Origin of the sequence: Sorangium sp. So ce145, assembly GCF_051525985.1 — a bacterium.
In the GTDB taxonomy this organism is placed as follows: domain Bacteria; phylum Myxococcota_A; class Polyangia; order Polyangiales; family Polyangiaceae; genus Sorangium; species Sorangium cellulosum_B.
In genome coordinates, this window is sequence record NZ_CP150315.1 from 2,028,044 (window position 1) to 2,046,511 (window position 18,468).

Genomic DNA, 18,468 nt, shown 5'->3' on the forward strand with positions numbered 1-18,468 from the left:
CGACAATGGATCCGCCGGACGGAGCCGCCGCGCGAGGGGCCTTCGCCGCCGCGATCCGCTCCCGCGATTCCCGCGATGTCGCCGTGGTCGGGGGCGCCGAGAGCCCGGCGGACCTCACATGCCGTGAAGCTCGCACGCACAGCTGAGAGGAGATGAGGACAAGGATGCCCACCATTGCGATCGTCGGCGCCGGCGTGGCCGGCCTGCATCTCGCGCTGCACCTCCAGAAAGAGGGCCTCGACGTGAGCCTCTACGAGGAGCGCACGCCGGACGAGATCCGGACGGGGCGCCTGCCCAGCACCGTCGGGCTCTCCCTGCTGACCCGGGAGCGCCAGCGGGCGCTCGGCGTCGCGCACTGGGAGGGGCCCGAACATGCCACCAGCACCATCCGGATCCGCGTGGCGGCCGAGCCGCCGATCGACTTCGTCGGCCGCCTCGCCGATCAAGCGCTCTTCATCGACATGCGCGTCTACCTGCCCCGGCTGCTCGAGGACTTCGTCGCGCGGGGCGGCCGCGTGGTGAGGGCCTCGCTCGACGCGGCCGGCGTCCGCGGCCTCGGCGCGGCGCACGACCTCGTGGTCGTCGCCACGGGGCGTGCGGGCCTCACGGACCTCTTCCCGAGGGTCCCCGAGCGAAGCCCGCACGCCGCGCCGATGCGGCGGCTCTTCGCGGGCATCGTCCGCGGGCTCCGCATGCCGCCCGGGCCGATGGAGTTCATGTTCCAGCTCTCCCCGGGGCACGGCGAGATCTTCGAGAACCAGTACATCACGCTCGGCGGGATCGTTCCCTCGCTGCTCATCGAGGCGATCCCCGGCGGCGCGCTCGAGCCGATCACGCGGATGCGCTACGAGGATGATCCGGCGCGGTTCGACGCGGCGCTGCTCGACGCGGTGCTCGCGCACGCGCCGCTCACGGCCGAGCGCGTCGATCGGGCGAGCTTCGGCGTGGCCGGCCCGCGCGACTACCTGACGGGCGCCGTGACGCCGGTGGTGCGCCGCGCGTACGCGCCCCTCGGCGGTGAGAGGTTCGCGCTCGCGCTGGGCGATCTCCACATCACCCACGATCCGATCACGGGCCAGGGCGCGAACATGGCCACGCTCGCGGCGTCGCTCGCCGCCGAGCAGATCGCCGGGCAGGCGGCCGCCGGCGCCGCGTTCGACGAGGCGTTCTGCGCGGACCTGGAGGATCGCCTCTGGAACGGGCTCCGGGCGGCCACGGAGTGGACGAACGCCTTCCTCCTGCCGCCGCCGGACCACGCGCTGGCGCTCCTCGTCGCGGCCGCGCGCAGCCAGAAGGTGGCCGACGCGTTCACCACGAACTTCTCGTACCCGGATCGCCAGTGGGCGATCCTCTCATCGCCCGAGGCGACCGCCAGCTTCATCGCGAGCCACGCCTGACGATCAGCTGAAGCGCGCCCGGATCGGCGCCGGGCTCTCGCAGATCGGGCACGCGTCCGCGCGCTCGGCGATCTTGCCGCAGTCCTTGCAATCGACGCGGTAGCCGTGGAAGCCGGGGTCGTGCAGCTCGACGCTCGTCTGTGCCCTGTCCGCGCGCTTTCCCTCGTATTTGACGCGCATTGGCACGAACGCGATATAACGCACCTCGATGTGCTCGCACCGCGAGCACCGCTCCGGCACCGCGTACGCGTTGGTCGTCGTGAGCCCGCGCGCGAGGCCGCCTTCGGCGTGGCACCGCGGGCAGCGGTCGTCCGTGAACACGAGGTGCTGGCACGCGCCGCACGTGATCTCGTACAGCCCGTCGACGAACATCTCGCCCTTGTAGACCCACTTGACCGGCCCGACGGGCTCGCCCTCCATGAGCGGCACGAGCCCGTCGACATACGAGCGCAGGTTGAGCTTCTGTCCCCCGCACGCGGGACACCCCGCCTCGACCATCTCGGCAAACGCACGTTCGGAGAGCCTGCTCATGGTCGTCGCCTTCTAGCACGCCTCGCCGGCGGGAGGACCGAAATGGCGGGGCCGCGCCGGGCGGCGCCCTCATGGGCCCTGGCGCGTCGCGCTGGAGGGGCCAGCCTCCACACCTGGAGGCCGCGGCCTCCAGGGCATGACCTCCGCGCGGGGCCCGGACCATTCCAGCAGGCACCCGGGATCACGCGAAGCCGGCGCTCGCTCCATGCTCGAGCGCTGCGAACTCAGGGATATTCAGCCCAGCGCGCGGCTTCCAGGGGCGCCGCGCCGGGCCGCCCAGCCGCGCCTCCAGCGCATGGCCTGACGATTGCAATTACGTTGATCCGTTGTTCCGTCGGTCGCACGGTCGGTCAGGCGATTCCCACCATGATGTCGAGGGATGGGAAGAGCGCCTGCCCGGCATCGATATCGCGCTCGCGTGAGACAAGCGCGCAGGCCTGCCGGCGCGGAGGCGCCGCGGCCGCGCGCGCCGTCGAGGGGGCGAGAGCGCCCCGACACGAACCGAACCCGAGGTGAACCATGTCGTCGGTCTCCATCAAAACAACGATGATCTTCATTCTCATCGGCGCGGCCGCGGGCTGCGCCGTGCCTGCCGAGAAGGACGCGCCGGAGGAAACGGCGGTCGAGTCGCAGGCCATCGAGTGCAGCAAGGAGTGCATCCTGGCGATGGTGAACAGGCAGCTCTCGCTGATGGGCGAGTTCGGGAACGAGGAGGAGTTCACGCGGGCGCTCCGGGAGCTCGTGGCCATCGGCCCGGCGGCCGTCCCCGTGGTCGCCGAGGTCTACAAGGCGTGGTCGGTGTCGTTCCCGCCGGACAAGGCCGAATCCGCGAGGCCTGGCGAGATGCGCTGGAGGGCGGCCCACCTCCTTGGCCTGCTCGGCTCGCGCGACGGCATCAAGCCGCTGAACGAGATCGCCACGACGAAGCTCCCCGACCCCGAGGCCGACGAGCAGCTCTTCGCGGATGAATACCGCGTTCGCCTGCGCGCGATCGCCGGGCTCGAGGCGCTCGGCGCCGCGGAGGAGCTGAAGGCCATCTACTCCGCGGGTGATCTCCTGCGCACGCCGGCGGCGGCGAGCCTGTACGCGCTCGGGATCGACGTCGGTGGGATCCAGCTGATCGACGCGCGCAAGGCGCTCGCGGAGGACGTCGCCGACGTCAAGGATTACAACCCGAACAACGGTCGACCGGCGCAGCCGGAGAAGCCCGGATCGCGGGTATTCAAGGTGGCTCCTCGGACCGACACGCCTGTCATCACTCGTTGAGGGATCGATCATGAAAAGCACGATCAGCGCCATTCTTGCGTCTTGTTTGCTCCTCGGCGTCGCCTCCGAGGCCCGCGCCGACACCTGCGACACCGTGCGGGGGACCGATCCCGGGGTGATGACGAGCTTCTGGTGCACGCAGCCGTGGATCGACTTCTACTGGGATGCGTACGACTTCGACAAGGGGGACTGGGACGACGGCTTCGGCTGGGAGGCCGCGTGCGACCGGAGGCGGCCGCTGGCGCGCACGTTCCAGGCGATCCAGCTGCTCAACTATGCGTCGCCGAACGAGGCGCTCAAGACGAACGACTTCAACGGCAACATCCTGCGCTGGGGCGGCAACTACACGATCCGTGAGTTCGACGAGCTCGACGCGCGGTGCGGGGACGGGTCGAAGCGGGCGTACACGACCTGGGGCGGGTTCGACGACTATACGGAGCTCTACATCCCGTTCTTCTACAACGAGAACGTCGTGGAGCGCGCCGGGACGCTGATCCACGAGGCGCGGCACGCGGACTGGTGCGGCCACAGCGGCAACGACGGCAGCAACAAGTGCCCTGCGAAGAGCGCGTCGTGCGACGAGAAGTACCTGGATGGGTGCTCCGGGATCGGGTCGCCCAGCGGGCGGGGCGCGGCCGGCTACCAGGTCCTGTGGCTGTGGTGGTACGCTTTCGAGGCCGACGCCCAGCACAGCTCGTCGACGATGAAGGCCTTCGCGAGGGACGAGGCGAACCGGATCCTGAACACGATGTTCGACGTCAACCCCTGCTTCAACATCACGAGCAATGGCAGCAAGATCATCACGTGTTAGGAGGCTCTTGCTCGGCGGCCTCCTGTGGGGCGCGCTGTGCCTCGCGGGGTGCGCCGGGCACCCCGGCTCGGACATCCCGCCGGCGCCCTGGGCGCAGCTCGAGGTGAACCGCGGCGCAGGCGAGGAGACCGTCGTCTGGATCGAGCTGAGCGGCACGTTCGAGGGGCACCAGGGGACGACGGCGCTCCGCGGAAAACTCACCGCCGAGCAGATCTCGGGTCTTCGAGAGCTGTTCCGGGACGAGCGGCTCGTAATCTACCGGAGCGACGCGCTGCCCGCCGACGGCAGCGTCGACCTCGCGGGCACCGCCGAGCGGCCGATCTTCCGCGTCGTTGTGCGCGAGGAGAGCGACGCGATCCGGGCGGGCTCGGAGAAGCTTTCGGCGTATTTCGCCGAGGGGGCGCGGCGCGCCGAGACGACCGAGATGCTGCGGGAGGTCAAGGCGATCCTCGCCGCAGCGGCGCCGGTCCCCTAGCGCAGCCTCCGGGGCTGCGTCACTCCTCCCGGATCAGCGCCTCGATCGCCTCGAACACGCGCGGCACGACAGGCAGGCTCGGATCGGTGTACGCATCGGCCTGCGACGCGTTCGACAGCGTCGCCTCCTTCAGCGTGTGGCTCATTCCCTCGACGATGACGAGCGTCGCGTCCGGCCGCGCGCCGGCGAGCCGCTCCGCGTCCTCGACCTTGGTCTGGAGATCGGTCGTCCCTTGCAGGAGGAGGATCGGCGCCGTCACGGCCGCGAGCTCCACCGCGGGGTCGTGCTTCATCCAGGAGATGACGAACGGCTGCACGCTCGGCCGAAACAGGCTCATGAACACCTGACTTTGCGGGATGTCCGTGACGAGCTCCCCGGCCTCGAGCTGGTCGAGGATCGCGTTTGCCCTCTCGCGATCCTCGTCCGGGAGGCGCTCGAGCTGATCGCGCAGGACATCGCCGATGGGCCGGCCCGCGCCGGCGATCGAGACGAACCCGTCGATCTCGGTCTCCCGGGCGACCAGCATACCGAGCAGCGAGCCCTCGCTGTGCCCCACCACCGTGATCGTCGCGAAGCGCCCGTCCGCCCGGAGCTTCTTCACCCACAGGCCGGCGTCGTCGGCGCCCATCTCGAAGAGCATCTCCTGCTCCGTCCGGGGGGCCGCGGAGACGCTCGCGCCGATGCCGGCCTTGTCGTAGCGGATCGACGCGATCCCCCTGTCCCGGAGCCCTTCCGCGAGGAGCCTGTACGTGTCCGGCTCGATGCCCGCGGCGACCTGATTGCCGTCCCGGTCGGTCGGCCCCGACCCGGGGATGATCACGACCGCAGGGAACGGCCCGCACCCGGCCGGCACCACGAGCGTGCCAACCAGCGTGCCTCGCGCGTTCTCGATCGTGGTCCTGGCGCTGACCGCCGCCGGACACTCCGGCGCGTTCGGCGTTGTCGGCGTCTCCGTGCCAGGCACGTCCGTGTCGTCAGGGAGCGCGCCGCTCCCGCCGGCGGACGACGCGCGCTCTCCGGCGCCGCAGCCCGCGCAGAGGGGCGACGACGCGAGCGCGGCGGCACACGAGACGGCGAGCGCGGCGCGGCGCGCCGGGACCACGAGAACCGATCGCAATGACATGACGAGCCCTCCGAGGATGAGAGTGAGGTGCAGCGCCGCCCGGGGCGCACCGGTGCGCCCTCGCGGTCGCGCGAGCACCGCAGGGCGCGCCGCGCGAGCGGGGCGGCGCGCCGGGGAGATCGATGACTCAGCCGAGGTGCGCGAGCGCGACCTTCGAGAGGATCTCCGACAGGAGCACGAGGCCGATGAGCCCCGCGATCAGAGGCGCGCCCCGCAGGCCAGAGGCGTTCCTGAAGCCCCCGACGAGGAGCGTCAAGGACCACACGAGACACACCGTCCCGAGGACGGCGATGACAACCAGCTCGGGGGTGAACGCGGGCGCGCCCGCCGGCAGCCGCGGGGCGAGTAGGCCGAGCGCGACGGCGGCGAGCGCGAGCGGCGCGCGCGACAGCCCGATCACACCGAGAAAGTCGATGATCCGCACGCGGCGCCGCAGGAGCCGCGCATACGTCCAGAAGAGCAGGGCGGGCAAAGGCCACGCGACGACCTGCTCGAGGAGCGCCGTCCGGTACGGGATGACGGCGGGCGCCGCGTGCAGGTCGAGGAAGCCGTCGAAGCGAACGCCGAGCCTCGTGACGGCGACGCTCAGCGCGGCGACGGCGAGCCCCGCCGCGGCGGCGAGCCCGCCGCCGAAGCGCTCGAATGGATTCAGCGCGAGCCGCCATCCGCGCACGGGAGGCCGCGGCGACATCGTGGCGAGCAGCCGCTCGCCTTCCGCGGGCTTGATGACGTTGTCGCGCACGAGCGCGCGCACTCTCTCGTCGGGCGTGGTCATCATCATAATCCCACCTTGCGCAGAGCCTCCTCGGCCTCCTTCGCGGAGAGCCTCCCCTTCTCGAGCGCATCCAGGATCTCGTGCCGGCGCCGCGCGATGCCCTGCTCCAGCGCGTCGAGCCGGCCAATGATCTCGTCGAGGCGATTTCGCACCGTCGGATAGCTGATCTGAAGGACCTGAGCCATCGCCTTCAGGCTGCCTGAAGAGCGCACGAACGCGGTCACGAAGGCGAGATCGTCCGGCGACAGCTGGAGCAGCGCGGGGATCTCGAACTGACCGTCCAGGTTGGTTCCGCAGCTCTGGCAGCCGAGCCGCGTCGCGCGCAGCTCTCCATCACAGCTAGGGCATCGGACGACAAATCTTGCCACGGGATGAGTGGATTATCCTCACCGAGGTCAATATTGTCAATGTCGAGGTGATGAAAATTGATCCGAAAATCAATTTTGTTTAAGAGCCGCCCCGTCATGCGTTCGGCGCGGCATCGGCCCGCCCGGGGCGCTGCGGCTCGCGCCGCTCGCGACGGCTCAGCGCCGCCCGCGACGCCGCGCGGACGCGAGCGCCGCGATGAGGCCGAGGCCGGCGAGGGCCATGGGCGCGGGGGCCGCGGGCGAGCCGGCGGCGCGGCAGCTGCAGCCGCCATCGTCGCCCTCGGCCATCTCCACCTCGTCCGTACCGCCGGTCCCCGCGCCGGTGGAGCCGGCGCCGGAAGCGGCGGAGGAGGAGCTCGAAGCGCTGGGGCCGGGCGCCACGTCGCCGCCCGCGCCGTCGCTGCCGCCTGTGGCGCCGCCGCCGGCGGCCCCGGTGCTCCCGCTCCCGCCGGAGCCGTCCGCGCCGCCTTCACCGCCCGCGCCGCCTGCGCCGCCGGAGCCGCCCGCGCCACCGGCGCCGCCTTCCCCGGAGGAGGGCAGCGCGGGGCGGACGTCCTCGAGGGTGTCCCCCTCCACGGCGTCATCGAGGACGATGACGGGGCTGTCCGTGAACTCGGACGGGTTGCGCAGCAGGCCGATCTGCGTGAAGTGCGCGTTGTTGTCGGCGAGCGTCTGCGCCTTCCCGCCGGTGACGACCTGCTTGCCGTCGAACCACACGTCGACGGAGCCCTGGTTCGGGTTCGTCGACCACCGGATGTGCAGCGCGATGCGGTGCCACACGCCGGGCGTCACCGCGCCGTCCGCCTCCCAGTGCACCTTGTTGTCGGGCTTGCGGGTGGCGAAGCTGATGTGCTGTCCGACGACCTCGAACGACATCATCTGGCTATAGCTATTTTCGGACTCCCAGTATCCGATCTGCGTCGGCGGGTCGGCCGCGAGCGCCTCGGGGAGATAGAAGCTCCAGGCGAAGTAGGTCTGGGCGCCCTCGGCCGTGCGCCCGGCGGCCGGCTTGTGGTTCAGCTCGACGCGCTTGATGCCGTTCGACCACCTCGCGTCGTTGGTGAGCTGGACCCTCCCGGCCCTCGTGCCCTGAAGGACAGGCGACGTCACCACGGAGATGTGCTCGCCGTTCAGGGTCGTGTTCCACTGGTTCAGATTGCCCGTCTCGAAGTCTCCGGTCCAGACCGGCGCCGCGGAGGCGCCCGCGGTGAGCGTCGTCGCCAGCGCGGCTGCGGCCAGGGTGGAGAGCGAGCGGCGAGGTCGCCGCGCGAGGAGCGCTCGGGAGGGGGCGAGCAGGGATCGATGTGCGGTAAGGAGAGCGGTAGAAGTCATGGCGGGATTCGACGCGTTTTCCGGCCGGCAGTCAACCGGGAAGCCGCGCGCCGCCGCCGACGCGGCGCGGCTCCTCGGGCTCTCCAGCGCGTTGCGGGCGCGTCGCGCGCGCGGCCGTCATCGCTTCAGGCGGAGAGCTCGATCCAGAGCGCCCGAGTCTCGCGCGACCGGAGGTGGATGAGGCGCTCTCCGGTGTTGAGGGCGTTGCCGGGGCAGGTCCAGGGCTCGAGGCAGACGAAGTCCTTGCCCTGCAAGGTCCACACGACCCAGTGGGTGAACTCGGGCGAGCCGCGGACGGCGATGCGCGCACCCGGGTCGCCCTCGATCGAGAGCGCGCTCTCGGTGGAGCCGTGGTCGAGCAGGTGGAGGTCGACCTCGGGCCGGGTCAGGTCGAAGCCGGAGAACGGCGCTTCCCGCTTCGTTGTGTTGTCGAACGCGCGCGTCGCCCGCGTCTCGATCGAGGCGCGGGCCTTGTCCGCCTGGGAGACGGCGAAGTAGGGGTGAAACCCGGCGCCGAACGGCATCGGCGGCGCGCCGTCGCCGGTCTCGTTGGTGATGCGCAGCTCGATGCGGAGCGCCCTGCCGCGCAGCGTGTAGGTGAGCTCGGCGCGGAAATCCCAGGGGTACTGCGGGCGCGTCGCCTCGCTCGACCGGAGGACGAGGCGCGCGTACGCGCCGCCCGACTCGAGGGTGCCATGGTCGTCGAGCGACCACGGCAGGGTGCGGGCGAAACCGTGCTGGCGCATCTGGCCCGCCGCGCCGGCGGCGGACCAGGCGTCGCCGGCGAGCTTGCCGGGCGAGGGGAAGAGCACCGGGTTGCCGCCGCGCACGTTGGCGGTGCGATCGTCGAGCGTGCCGCGATCCAGGTAGAGCAGCGCGCGGCCGCCGACGGTCAGCTCGGTCAGGATGCCGCCGCGGGCCGGGGCCAGCACCGCGCGGCTCGCGGCGTCGCTGTCGGCGAGCTCGATGGTGGGAATCGCGCCTTCGACTTCCTTCACGCTGAACATGACTCCTCCGGTCTCTTCAGTTGCTTTGCAGCCACGCGAGCAGCCCGACGACCAGCGCGAGCGCCGCGATGGGCAGCGCGATCCACCCGAGGACGGTCGCCCAGCCGCGGCGGAGGGAGCGGCCGCCGCGATCCTCGCACGCGAGGCAGATCGCCCAGACGCGCGCGCCGCCCTCCGTGAGCACGCAGCAGTCGCCGCACACGGGCGCGCCGCAGCGCGCGCACGGCCCCGCCGCCTCGGCGCCGCAGCGCGTGCAGCGCGCGACGGCCCCGCCGCCGTCGTGGAAGATCAGGCCGCCGGACATGGGGCTGCGCTCTCCGGCGGCGGACACGAGCGCGTTGATGACCGCGGGCGCGCGGACCGCGGGCGCGCGGACCGCGGGCGCGCGGACCGCGATCGCGCGGACCGCGGGCGCGCGCGAACGGGGGGCTCCTCGTGAACGGGCACGGACGTCTCCTCCGCCGCGATTCTGCAAGCTTTGCGGGCTCGAGACAACGCTGGAAGCAGCAGGGCGCGCTGGGCCCTCGGCAGGACGGCGCGCCGCCCAGCGCTGCGCCGCGGGCGCCGGCGGCGCAGCGCAGCGAGCGTGCCCTCTGTCAGCAGTGCAGCGACCGCGGCTTCCGCTATCCTTGGGCCATGATCGTCGGCGAGGAGCTGGAGCAGCTCCGGTTGCTCCTCTGGAACAGGGAGGATCACGCAATCACGGAGGAGGAGGCCCTCGCGCTGTACGAGGCGAACCGGCAATGGGTCGATCGCGCCTCGATGAGCGAGCGCGAGCGGCGCTTCTTCGACTATCTCGTTGCGCGGTACGGTCGAGGGGTGTTCAATGGCTGAGCGCGACGAGCACCGACGGATCCTCGACCTGCTCACGTCGCTGGATGCAGCCTTGCTCAGGCAGTCTGAGTGCTGGTTTGCGGGCGGGACAGCGATATCGCTCCGCTGCGACGAATTTCGCATCTCGCGTGACGTCGATTTCCTCTGTGCCTCCCGCGAGGGGTACAGGCAGCTGCGGCAGCGCGTCTACGAGGCTGGCGTTCGCGGGCTCTTCGTCGCCGACATGGCGGTCCGACGCGAGCTGCGCGCCGATCGCTACGGTATTCGCGTCGTGCTCGACGTGGGCGGCGCACCAATCAAGCTCGAGATCGTCAGCGAAGGCAGGATCGAACTCGCCGGGGTCGAGGACCCGGAGCTGCCGGTCGCGCGCCTGGCCGACGAGGATCTCGTTGCCGAGAAGCTCCTCGCCAACGAGGACCGTTTCCTCGACGACGCCGCACTCGCACGCGACGTCATCGATCTCATCTTGCTCGAGCATGTGCTCGGCGGGCTGCCGCAGGCCGCCTGGGACAAGGCGCGCGGGGCCTACGGGCCTTCGGTTGAGGACGCGTGGAGCCGCGCGCTGCGGAGGTTGTGCGACCAGCCTGGGTGGCGTGCGCGAGCGCTCGAGGCGCTGTGCGTGACGCCCGAGGCGAGGGCCGTGGTCGAGGCGAGGGTCGAACGGGAACGATGACGCGCGCGAGCGCTCAGGCGGCTCGCTCGCTCGTCGCTCGCGGCCGCCCCCTCAGCGCAGGCCGGGGAGGGGCAGGCCCGGGAGCGAATTGCCGATCGCCGTGACGAGCTGATCGTGCGTGATCGTCCCCGCGAGGCGGAACGGCACATCCACGTTGAGCGTCTCTCCGCCGATCGCGACGGTGCCGCTCACCTGGTACGGGATACCGCGGCTCTGCGTCGCCAGCGCGGCGATGCTCGTGAGGTCCTGCCACTTCACCGAGATCGGCGCCTCGATCCGGGTCCACTTCTTCGCGGGCAGATCGAGCGGCGTGAGCGCGGTGACCGTGCCGACGTCGTACTTGCCGTCGAGCAGCACGCTCGCCTTCATCGAGCGCGTCGAGAGATCGATGCTGTTCGGGTTGTACGCCTGGATCTGGACCCGCAGATCGATGCCCTGGACGGTGACGGCGGTCACCGTCGCGAGCTCGGGCTTGAGCGTCGGCGGCTCGGGGCGCGAGCACGCGACAAGGGTGACGGCGGCGGCGAGGAGAGGCGATCGCACGGCGGGAGATGTTGCGCGGATCTCCATGGAGCTCAACGGAAATCGGGCGCGCCACCGGGCCTCGTCCGCGTCCCGCCGATCGCTCGACAGCCCCCGCGCGCGCCAGCGCTTCCGCCCCCGCAAGAACCCTTTCGATCTGCTATGCCCGGCGCATGGGCATCCTCCCGCTCGCCGAACGTCTCGCCAAGAAGGCGCTGAACAGGTCCGGGGTGCAGAGCCGCTGGGTCGACACGTCGGTCTGCCGGCTGCACCTCTACGATGCTCCGGGCACGGGCCCGCTCCCGACGGTGGTCCTGCTCCACGGCATCGGCTCCTCGGCGCTCCCGTACGCGCCGGTGCTGCAGCGACTCCGGGGACACGCCCGCCGCGTCATCGCCGCGGAGTCGCCGGGGCACGGGTGGAGCGCGGCGCCGGCGTCGGCGTTCACGCCGGAGTGCCTCGCCACCGCCATGCACGAGCTGCTCGATCGCGAGCTCGACGAGCCGGCGATCGTCGTCGGCAACTCCCTCGGCGGCGCGGTCGCGGTGAGCTACGCGCTGAGCTCGCCGGGCCGCGTGCGCGCGCTGGTGCTCGCGTCGCCGGCCGGCGCCGGCATGGAGCAGGCCGAGCTCGCCGAGCTGCTCGCTGTGTTCAACCTGCGGTCGCGGGCCGACGCCCACGCGTTCTTCGCGCGCCTCTACCACCGCGTCCCGTGGTTCACCCCGCTCATCGCCGGCGACGTCGTGCGGACGTTCTCGCGCGAGACCATCCTCTCGTTCAGGCGCTCGGCCCGGTGCGAGCACGCGTTCACGCCCGAGCAGCTGGGCGCGCTCTCGATGCCGATCTTGCTGATCTGGGGCCGCTCGGACCGCCTGATGCCGAGCGCCAACCTCGAGTACTACCGGCGGCACCTCCCCCCGCACGCGGAGATCGAGGAGCCCGAGGGCATCGGGCACTGCCCGCAGGTCGACGACCCGCGCCGCTTCGCCGAGCGGATCGCCGCGTTCGCGTGGGCGGCGCGCTCGACGGCGTCGCCGGGCGCGGCGCCGTCGCCCTCGAGCGCGGCGCCGTCGTCCTCGAGCGCGGCGCCGGCGGCGTAGGGGGCGGCGCCGGCGCCGCGCTCGAGGGCGACGGCGTCAGGCGTCCTCGGCGAGCGCGCCGTGCCGCTCGAGCAGGGCGCGGGTCAGCGATCTGCTCGTGCGGGGAGACGCGGAGCCCCCCGGTCAGCCAGAGCTGGTCGATGCCCCCCGAGATGTCGCGGTCGTCGCTGCCATCGCCGCCGCGGTCGCCGCCGTCGCCGTCCGCTCGCCCTCCGCGAAATCGACGTCGATCCCGACGATCTTCATGAGCCGCAGCGCGTTCGCGCTCGTCACCACGCCGGGCTTCAGCTTGTAGTCGAAGGTCATCCTGTCCTCGACCACGAGCTCCTCGAAGTGCATGTTGCGTACCCGTCCCGCGGTCTCCTGCTCGAGCACGGAGAGCCCCATGTCGTGGGACGACACCGCGCCGATGGCCCCCCGCGCGACGAGGTGTCGCACGACCGCCCTCGCCCCGATCTGGCGCTCCCGCGCGTTCGTGCCGTGGAGGATCTCGTCGAGCAGGAACAGCACCCGCTCGCCGCCGTTCGCGCCGTCGACGACGCGCTTCAGGCGGGTCAGCTCGGCGTAGAAGTGCGAGACGCCGTGCTCGAGCGAGTCCTTGATCCGCATGCTCGTCCGCACGCGGACCGGCGAGAGCGACAGCGACGACGCGCAGACCGGCGCGCCCGCGAGGGCGAGGGCGGCGTTCACCCCGACGGCGCGCAGCAGCGTGCTCTTGCCCGACATGTTGGACCCCGTCACGAGCAGCGCGGCGCCCGCGCCCTCCAGCGAGACGTCGTTCGTCACCCGCCGGTCGCGCGGGAGGAGCGGGTGGCCGAGCCCCGCCGCCGTGAAGCGCGGCTCGCCGTCCTTCACGTCGGGGTACGCGTAGTCGGGGTTCTCGTGCGCGAACGTCGCGAGGCTCGCGAGCGCCTCCATGTGCCCGAGCGTCCGCATCCACGCCTTCACGTGCCGGCCGGCGCGCAGCTTCCACCGCTCCAGCGCGAGCGCGCACCACACGTCCCAGAGCAGGAAGAGGTTGGCGACGATGTGGACGAGCCCGCTGTGGCGCAGGTCCGAGTAGCCGACCCGGCTCTCGAGCGCCGTCATCTCCCGCGAGGCGAGCGCGCCCGAGGGCCCCGCGAGCTCGGCCTTGAGCTCGCGGAGCAGCGCCGACGAGAACGCCTGCTCCTCGACGCGGGCGAGGATCGGCCGGTACCGGGCGAACGGCGCCTCGCGCGACGAGGCCGCGGCGACGATCGGCTCGACCGCGGGCCGCAGCAGGACCAGCACGAGGATCTGGGCGGCCAGCGGCAGGAGGTAGGCGTGGCGGAGCAGCCCGAGCTGCTCCGCCGGGATGAACCGCGGCGCCGCGAGCAGCGCCAGCGTCAGCGGCACGAGCACCTTCGCCGCGGTCAGGAGCGCGCTCACCGGCAGGCCGCCGGCGCGGGCCTCCGGGCCGAGCAGCGCCGGGGGCGCCTCGGCCCACGCGATGAGCGGGCCGGCCTCGCGCCCGCGCGCCCCCGCCTGCATGCCCACCACCGCGAGATCCTCCCGGAACGCCCCGAGGCCGGCGAGCTCGCGCACCGCCTCCTGCCGCGCCGCCACGGCGGTCGCCGGGGCGGGCTCCGCGAGGAAGGCCGCGAGCGTGGCCTCGCCCTCGCCCGTCTGCGCCACGTTGAGCAGCTGGAACAGCGACGCCTGCCCGAACACGTCGAGATCGCCCGCGTAATCGTGGTCCGGCGCGGCGAACCGGTCGCCGCGCTCCGGGAAATCGGCGAAATCGCCGGCGACCCGCCGCTTGCCGCGCACGTAGAGGCCGATGCGCTGCTCGAGCTCCGTCATCCGGGTGACGAGGCGCGCGTGCGCGACGAGCAGCCCGAGGAACACCGCGGTCACCGCCCCGGCGGCGTACGTGACCCACCGCGGCACGTCGCCGAAGAGCGCGTACCCCCCGGCCACGGCCGCCGCCAGGAACGAGACGCCGCGCAGCAGCGAGAACGTCTTCGAGCGGCGATCGAGCGCGCCGGCCTCGGCGCGCAGGACCGAGAGGCGATCATCGTAGGCGGACAGGACGTGCTGCGCGACGGCGTTGGGGGGCGGCTCCACGGGGCCCTCTCCATAGGCCACCGCCGGCCGTGCATCCAGCCGGAGGGGGGTCCTCACACGAAGGCCACGAAAGCTTTGAAGCGTCCTGGCTGGCTGCTCGTACAATGCCGCCCATGGACCAGAACCTGCTGGAGCGCCTCAAGGCGTACACCGTCGTCGTCGCGGACACCGGCGACATCAACTCGATCGAGAAATTCCGCCCCCAGGACGCGACGACGAACCCGTCGCTCATCACGGCGGCGGCCCAGATGCCCGAGTACGCCGACATCGTGAGCGGCGCGCTCGCCTGGGGCCAGAAGGAGGCGGGCCGGGGCAAGGAGCCGGGCGACGTCGTGGGCCTCGCGTTCGACCGGCTCGCCGTCGACTTCGGCCTGCGCATCCTGAAGATCATCCCCGGCCGCGTCTCGACCGAGGTCGACGCGCGCCTCTCCTTCGACACCCAGGCGACCATCGAGAAGGGCCGGAGCATCGTGCGCCTCTACGAGGAGGCCGGCGTCTCGCGCAAGCGCGTCCTCATCAAGATCGCCTCGACGTGGGAGGGCATCCGCGCGGCGGAGGTCCTCGAGAAGGAGGGCATCCACTGCAACCTCACGCTGCTCTTCGGGCTGCACCAGGCGATCGCGTGCGCCGAGGCAGGCGTGACGCTCATCTCGCCGTTCGTCGGGCGCATCCTCGACTGGTACCTGAAGGACACCGGCCGCACGAGCTACGCGCCGGCCGAGGACCCCGGCGTCGTCTCGGTCACGAAGATCTACAACTACTACAAGAAGCACGGCTACAAGACCGAGGTGATGGGCGCGAGCTTCCGCAACATCGACGAGATCAAGGAGCTCGCCGGCTGCGACCTCCTGACGATCTCGCCGAAGCTGCTCTCGGAGCTCGCCTCCGCGCGCGGCGACCTGCCGAGGAAGCTCGACCCCGACGCGGCGCGCGCCCTGCAGATCGCGAAGATCCCCATGGATGAGGCGGCGTTCCGCGCGATGCACGCCGCCGACCGGATGGCGAGCGACAAGCTGAGCGAGGGCATCGACGGCTTCGCGAAGGCGCTCGCCTCGCTCGAGGTCCTGCTCCGCGAGCGCCTCCAGCAGGGGGCCGCCTCCTAGCGCGCTGACGATGCGCGACGCGCGGGCGCGGCACGCGCGGCGGAGCTCCGGGGAGCTGGCCCGGGCGCCGCGCGCCGCGCGTGCGTGGGCCTGCGTGGGCCTGCGTGGGCCTGCGTTGAGGAACGGAGGCGCGGGAAGAAGGCGGAGGGCCGGCTTGCATGTGAGCCTCCCCGTCCTCTAGGATTCGTCAAACTGGACGAATCTCGGCGGCATTCGATCGCCCGCGCCGCGCGTGGTCGACTGCGGTTCTCCGGGAGGCTCCTCATGGAGCCGCCCTTTTCGCGATGGCATCGAGGAGGCGACGTTGAAGCTCACGTCACAGGAGTACTGGGAGAACCACTGGAAGGGCTACGTCGGCACCGACGATCTGGGGGGCGGCTGCGAGATCTACGACGACGTCGCTCCGTTCCTGCCGCGCGGGGAAGGGCTGTCGTTCTTCGAGATCGGCTGCGCACCAGGCCGCATCCTCGTCGACTTCTGTGGGCGCCTGGGGTTCACGGCGTACGGCCTGGATTACGCCTGCGACCCGGAGGTCGTCGAGCAGGAGATCCGGAAGCGCGGCATCAAGGTCGGCAAGATCGAGAAGGGGGATTTCTTCAACTGGAAGCCCCAGCAGAAGTTCGATATCGTTGCTTCCTTCGGGTTCATCGAGCACTTCGATGACGCCGGGGCGGTGATGGATCGGCACTTCGAGCTGGTGAAGCCGGGAGGCACCGTGGTCGTGGGCATGCCGAACTTCGCCGGCGGGCAGAAGGCGCTCCACTGGCTGCTCGATCGCAAGAACCTGAAAGGCCACAACACCCGCATCATGAACCTGCCGTTCCTGGAGGCCGCCGCCCGCCGCAACGGCGCCGAGATCGTCCAGGCCCGCTACACGGGCGGCCATTTCGATTTCTGGCTGGACGACGAGGCGCCGCTCCTGGCGCGGCGCGTCGTCTGGAAGGTCGTCCCGCCCCTCAAGGCGATCGCGCGCCGGGTGGTCCCCGGCGAGACGAACCCCTGGTTCTCGCCCTTCCTGTTTGCCATCTACCGTGCGCCCCTGCTGCCCGCAGGGACAGCCGACGCTTGAACCCTTCCCCGATGAGCGAGCCGAGCCAGAACGCCGCCACCCCGCCGGCTGTCCGAGACGCAGACGCCGATCACCGCTTCCGCGAGAGCGCGCGGCGCCACGGCTGGGATCCCGACGATCCCTGGGTCGGGGGGTATGCCACGTGGGAGTGGCGCCGCAGCCGCCACGCCTACGACGACCTCTTCACGTCGGTCCGCGGCAAGAAGGTGCTCGAGTTCGGCTGCCACTTCGGCGGGACGGCGGTCGTGCTCGCGACCCTGGGCGCCGAGGTGACCGCGCTCGATGTCGACCCCATGTACGTCGAGCTGGCGCAGCTGAACGCCGAGCGCCACGGGCTGTCGGACCGGATCCGCGTTCATCACGTCCCCGACACGACCGCGATGCCGTTCGCCGACCGGGAGTTCGAGCTCGTCTCCTGCAACAGCGTGCTCGAGTACGTCCCGCCCGAGCGCCTGCCGGCCGTCCAGCGCGAGATCGATCGGGTGCTCGCGCCGTGGGGGTTCATCGTCATCCTGGGCACGAGCAACCGCCTCTGGCCGGTCGAGTGCCACAGCCGCCGTATCCTGATGAACTACGTGCCTCGGCTGCTGCGCCCGCTGTTCCCGGGCAGGTCGATCTACAGCGTATTCCCCTGGGAGCTCCGGCGCGGGTTCGGCGACTATGTCGACATCTCGCAGCAGGATCGGGGCCGGCTGATCGTCGACCTGAAGGCCAAGATGGGGCTGTCCAGGCCGCGGCTCATGGCCTTCTCGGCGACGAACCGGCTGCTCGGCCCGCTCGGGATGCACGTGGGCTGCGTGTCCCCGACGATCACGATGGTTCTTCAGAAGCGCGGTGAGGGAGGAGCTGGCGATGGCTGACGGGAGGACGCGGGTATACATCACCGTGGACGTCGAGTGCGCGGAGGAGCGCATCCTGGGCGATACCAAGTCTCCCGCGATGGGCTACGACCTCCGGATCTGGGGCCGCTTCGTCAACCAGCGCGAGCCCCTCGGCATCGAGCTCATCATGCGCGAGCTCGAGGCGTACGGCCAGCGCGGGACGTTCTTCGTCGAGGCGATCGGCTCGTACAGCTTCGGGATGGACGGGCTGACGAGCGTGTGCCAGGCGCTCCACAGCCGCGGCCACGACGTGCAGCTGCACGTGCACCCCGTGCAGCGGCGAGCGGACTGGCACACCCGGGGCGAGCCCCGCGTCTCCGACGACATCGCCGACTACCCGGTCGAGGAGCAGACGCGGCTCCTCCTCGAGGGGCGCGACCTGCTCGTGCGCGCGGGCGTCCCGGCGAGCGAGCTGCTCGGCTACCGCGCCGGCAATTTCGGCGCGAGCAACGACACCTGGCGGGCGATGAAGCGGGCGGGGCTCGTGCTGAGCAGCAACTACAACCCCTGCTACTTCAGCAAGAACTGCAAGATGCAGTATCCGGGCGCGCGGCTCGGCCTCTTCGAGACGCCCGAGCCGGGGGTGTACGAGCTGCCGGTCACGAACTTCATCGAGCCCACGAAGCGCTTCAGGCACCTTCAGATCACGGCGGTGACCCTCGACGAGATCAAGCACTGTCTCCTCCGCTACCGCGCCCTCGGTGTGAAGGAGGTCACGCTGGTGACGCACTCGTTCGAGTTCTATTTCCTCGACTCGGCGGAGGCGCGCCGCGGCTTCCCGAACCGGCTCAACGTCGAGCGGCTCCGCGGGCTCTGCCGCTTCCTCGACGAGAACTCGAAGGACTTCGAGGTCGACACCGTGGGCGCCCTCGCGCGCCGGCTCTCGGACGCGGCGTCTTCCACGCACGGCGCGCGCGACGTCGACGAGGGCGCGCCGCCCTCGCTGCAGTTCCCCCACTCCAACGCGATCCACCACGCCCGCCGCGTCGTCGAGCAGGCGTACAAGCGCGTGGCGCAGCGGCTCACGTTCGGCTAGCCCCGTCGGCCAGGGGCGGCCGGGCTCCTGCGCCGCCGTACGGCGCGAGGCGCGAGGCCGATTTCCGCTCACCCGGC

21 protein-coding genes are annotated in these 18,468 nt (G+C 71.4%); 11 read left to right on the top strand and 10 right to left on the bottom strand.

What is annotated here, in order from left to right; all coding sequences use genetic code 11:
* The first annotated feature begins 164 nt into the window (after positions 1 to 164).
* The gene (locus WMF34_RS07635) at positions 165 to 1,397 is read left to right on the top strand and encodes a styrene monooxygenase/indole monooxygenase family protein (RefSeq protein ID WP_012234080.1); all 1,233 of its coding nucleotides are present in this window, start codon (positions 165 to 167) and stop codon (positions 1,395 to 1,397) included.
* A gap of 3 nt (positions 1,398 to 1,400) precedes the next feature.
* On the opposite strand, the gene WMF34_RS07640 is transcribed toward WMF34_RS07635, so the two are convergent.
* Together WMF34_RS07640 and WMF34_RS07645 are read right to left on the bottom strand one after the other, a co-directional pair.
* Positions 1,401 to 1,928: a hypothetical protein gene (locus WMF34_RS07640; RefSeq protein WP_012234081.1), complete on the bottom strand. Its 528-nt coding sequence runs from the start codon at positions 1,926 to 1,928 to the stop codon at positions 1,401 to 1,403.
* Between the two features lie 350 nt (positions 1,929 to 2,278).
* On the bottom strand, positions 2,279 to 2,485 hold the full coding sequence (locus tag WMF34_RS07645) for a hypothetical protein (protein WP_437992873.1): 207 nt from the start codon (positions 2,483 to 2,485) through the stop codon (positions 2,279 to 2,281).
* Between WMF34_RS07645 and WMF34_RS07650 the strand changes: the two genes are divergently transcribed.
* From WMF34_RS07650 to WMF34_RS07660, 3 genes are read left to right on the top strand one after another with little or no spacing between them, the layout of a single operon-like run.
* Positions 2,475 to 3,194 carry a hypothetical protein gene (locus WMF34_RS07650; protein WP_044964263.1) on the top strand — a complete coding sequence of 240 codons (720 nt, stop codon included), beginning with the start codon at positions 2,475 to 2,477 and terminating at the stop codon, positions 3,192 to 3,194. The two genes, WMF34_RS07645 and WMF34_RS07650, sit on opposite strands and share 11 nt — an antisense overlap.
* 10 nt (positions 3,195 to 3,204) lie before the next feature.
* Entirely contained in the window at positions 3,205 to 4,005 is an 801-nt protein-coding gene (locus WMF34_RS07655; RefSeq protein WP_012234083.1) for a hypothetical protein, read from the top strand.
* Between the two features lie 7 nt (positions 4,006 to 4,012).
* Positions 4,013 to 4,480: a hypothetical protein gene (locus WMF34_RS07660; RefSeq protein WP_437992874.1), complete on the top strand. Its 468-nt coding sequence runs from the start codon at positions 4,013 to 4,015 to the stop codon at positions 4,478 to 4,480.
* 19 nt (positions 4,481 to 4,499) lie between these two features.
* On the opposite strand, the gene WMF34_RS07665 is transcribed toward WMF34_RS07660, so the two are convergent.
* From WMF34_RS07665 to WMF34_RS07690, 6 genes are all read right to left on the bottom strand, one after another.
* Positions 4,500 to 5,603: an alpha/beta hydrolase gene (locus WMF34_RS07665; RefSeq protein WP_012234085.1), complete on the bottom strand. Its 1,104-nt coding sequence runs from the start codon at positions 5,601 to 5,603 to the stop codon at positions 4,500 to 4,502.
* Positions 5,604 to 5,730: 127 nt separating this feature from the next.
* Positions 5,731 to 6,384, bottom strand: coding sequence for a YIP1 family protein (locus tag WMF34_RS07670; protein WP_012234086.1), 654 nt, complete (start codon positions 6,382 to 6,384; stop codon positions 5,731 to 5,733).
* Positions 6,381 to 6,746, bottom strand: a complete 366-nt coding sequence (locus tag WMF34_RS07675; RefSeq protein WP_012234087.1) for a DUF2089 domain-containing protein — start codon at positions 6,744 to 6,746, stop codon at positions 6,381 to 6,383. The genes WMF34_RS07670 and WMF34_RS07675 overlap by 4 nt, the downstream gene beginning before the upstream one ends.
* A 156-nt stretch (positions 6,747 to 6,902) precedes the next feature.
* Positions 6,903 to 8,078, bottom strand: coding sequence for a polysaccharide lyase (locus WMF34_RS07680; protein ID WP_012234088.1), 1,176 nt, complete (start codon positions 8,076 to 8,078; stop codon positions 6,903 to 6,905).
* A gap of 125 nt (positions 8,079 to 8,203) precedes the next feature.
* Positions 8,204 to 9,085, bottom strand: a complete 882-nt coding sequence (locus WMF34_RS07685; protein WP_437992875.1) for a galactose mutarotase — start codon at positions 9,083 to 9,085, stop codon at positions 8,204 to 8,206.
* A gap of 16 nt (positions 9,086 to 9,101) precedes the next feature.
* Complete coding sequence (locus WMF34_RS07690; RefSeq protein WP_044968017.1) at positions 9,102 to 9,389, bottom strand: hypothetical protein; 288 nt, start codon at positions 9,387 to 9,389, stop codon at positions 9,102 to 9,104.
* 332 nt (positions 9,390 to 9,721) lie between these two features.
* Here WMF34_RS07690 and WMF34_RS07695 point away from each other — a divergent pair, with 332 nt between their 5' ends.
* Together WMF34_RS07695 and WMF34_RS07700 are read left to right on the top strand one after the other, a co-directional pair.
* Entirely contained in the window at positions 9,722 to 9,919 is a 198-nt protein-coding gene (locus WMF34_RS07695) for a hypothetical protein (protein WP_044964272.1), read from the top strand.
* On the top strand, positions 9,885 to 10,592 hold the full coding sequence (locus tag WMF34_RS07700; protein WP_157906512.1) for a nucleotidyl transferase AbiEii/AbiGii toxin family protein: 708 nt from the start codon (positions 9,885 to 9,887) through the stop codon (positions 10,590 to 10,592). The genes WMF34_RS07695 and WMF34_RS07700 overlap by 35 nt, the downstream gene beginning before the upstream one ends.
* Positions 10,593 to 10,643: 51 nt before the next feature.
* On the opposite strand, the gene WMF34_RS07705 is transcribed toward WMF34_RS07700, so the two are convergent.
* Complete coding sequence (locus WMF34_RS07705) at positions 10,644 to 11,135, bottom strand: LEA type 2 family protein (RefSeq protein ID WP_157906513.1); 492 nt, start codon at positions 11,133 to 11,135, stop codon at positions 10,644 to 10,646.
* Positions 11,136 to 11,287: 152 nt separating this feature from the next.
* Between WMF34_RS07705 and WMF34_RS07710 the strand changes: the two genes are divergently transcribed.
* A complete protein-coding gene (locus tag WMF34_RS07710; protein WP_437992876.1) occupies positions 11,288 to 12,214 on the top strand; it encodes an alpha/beta fold hydrolase in 927 nt (308 codons plus the stop codon).
* Between the two features lie 123 nt (positions 12,215 to 12,337).
* Here the strand turns inward: WMF34_RS07710 and WMF34_RS07715 are convergent, their stop codons facing one another.
* Positions 12,338 to 14,302, bottom strand: a complete 1,965-nt coding sequence (locus WMF34_RS07715; RefSeq protein WP_437992877.1) for a MutS family DNA mismatch repair protein — start codon at positions 14,300 to 14,302, stop codon at positions 12,338 to 12,340.
* A gap of 113 nt (positions 14,303 to 14,415) precedes the next feature.
* Here WMF34_RS07715 and WMF34_RS07720 point away from each other — a divergent pair, with 113 nt between their 5' ends.
* From WMF34_RS07720 to WMF34_RS07735, 4 genes are all read left to right on the top strand, one after another.
* A complete protein-coding gene (locus tag WMF34_RS07720) occupies positions 14,416 to 15,405 on the top strand; it encodes a transaldolase (RefSeq protein WP_437992878.1) in 990 nt (329 codons plus the stop codon).
* Between the two features lie 304 nt (positions 15,406 to 15,709).
* On the top strand, positions 15,710 to 16,474 hold the full coding sequence (locus WMF34_RS07725; protein ID WP_437744946.1) for a class I SAM-dependent methyltransferase: 765 nt from the start codon (positions 15,710 to 15,712) through the stop codon (positions 16,472 to 16,474).
* Positions 16,475 to 16,485: 11 nt separating this feature from the next.
* On the top strand, positions 16,486 to 17,334 hold the full coding sequence (locus WMF34_RS07730) for a class I SAM-dependent methyltransferase (RefSeq protein WP_044964277.1): 849 nt from the start codon (positions 16,486 to 16,488) through the stop codon (positions 17,332 to 17,334).
* The gene (locus WMF34_RS07735) at positions 17,327 to 18,391 is read left to right on the top strand and encodes a polysaccharide deacetylase family protein (protein ID WP_012234098.1); all 1,065 of its coding nucleotides are present in this window, start codon (positions 17,327 to 17,329) and stop codon (positions 18,389 to 18,391) included. The genes WMF34_RS07730 and WMF34_RS07735 overlap by 8 nt, the downstream gene beginning before the upstream one ends.
* Positions 18,392 to 18,468 lie beyond the last annotated feature (77 nt).

Bases quoted from the DNA above. Each gene is read 5' to 3' on its own strand.
- WMF34_RS07635 (WP_012234080.1), top strand. From the start codon at position 165: ATGCCCACCATTGCGATCGTCGGCGCCGGCGTGGCCGGCCTGCATCTC.
- WMF34_RS07640 (WP_012234081.1), bottom strand. From the start codon at position 1,928: ATGAGCAGGCTCTCCGAACGTGCGTTTGCCGAGATGGTCGAGGCGGGG.
- WMF34_RS07650 (WP_044964263.1), top strand. From the start codon at position 2,475: ATGATCTTCATTCTCATCGGCGCGGCCGCGGGCTGCGCCGTGCCTGCC.
- WMF34_RS07645 (WP_437992873.1), bottom strand. From the start codon at position 2,485: ATGAAGATCATCGTTGTTTTGATGGAGACCGACGACATGGTTCACCTC.
- WMF34_RS07655 (WP_012234083.1), top strand. From the start codon at position 3,205: ATGAAAAGCACGATCAGCGCCATTCTTGCGTCTTGTTTGCTCCTCGGC.
- WMF34_RS07665 (WP_012234085.1), bottom strand. From the start codon at position 5,603: ATGTCATTGCGATCGGTTCTCGTGGTCCCGGCGCGCCGCGCCGCGCTC.
- WMF34_RS07670 (WP_012234086.1), bottom strand. From the start codon at position 6,384: ATGATGATGACCACGCCCGACGAGAGAGTGCGCGCGCTCGTGCGCGAC.
- WMF34_RS07680 (WP_012234088.1), bottom strand. From the start codon at position 8,078: ATGACTTCTACCGCTCTCCTTACCGCACATCGATCCCTGCTCGCCCCC.
- WMF34_RS07685 (WP_437992875.1), bottom strand. From the start codon at position 9,085: ATGTTCAGCGTGAAGGAAGTCGAAGGCGCGATTCCCACCATCGAGCTC.
- WMF34_RS07690 (WP_044968017.1), bottom strand. From the start codon at position 9,389: ATGTCCGGCGGCCTGATCTTCCACGACGGCGGCGGGGCCGTCGCGCGC.
- WMF34_RS07695 (WP_044964272.1), top strand. From the start codon at position 9,722: ATGATCGTCGGCGAGGAGCTGGAGCAGCTCCGGTTGCTCCTCTGGAAC.
- WMF34_RS07710 (WP_437992876.1), top strand. From the start codon at position 11,288: ATGGGCATCCTCCCGCTCGCCGAACGTCTCGCCAAGAAGGCGCTGAAC.
- WMF34_RS07720 (WP_437992878.1), top strand. From the start codon at position 14,416: ATGGACCAGAACCTGCTGGAGCGCCTCAAGGCGTACACCGTCGTCGTC.
- WMF34_RS07730 (WP_044964277.1), top strand. From the start codon at position 16,486: ATGAGCGAGCCGAGCCAGAACGCCGCCACCCCGCCGGCTGTCCGAGAC.
- WMF34_RS07735 (WP_012234098.1), top strand. From the start codon at position 17,327: ATGGCTGACGGGAGGACGCGGGTATACATCACCGTGGACGTCGAGTGC.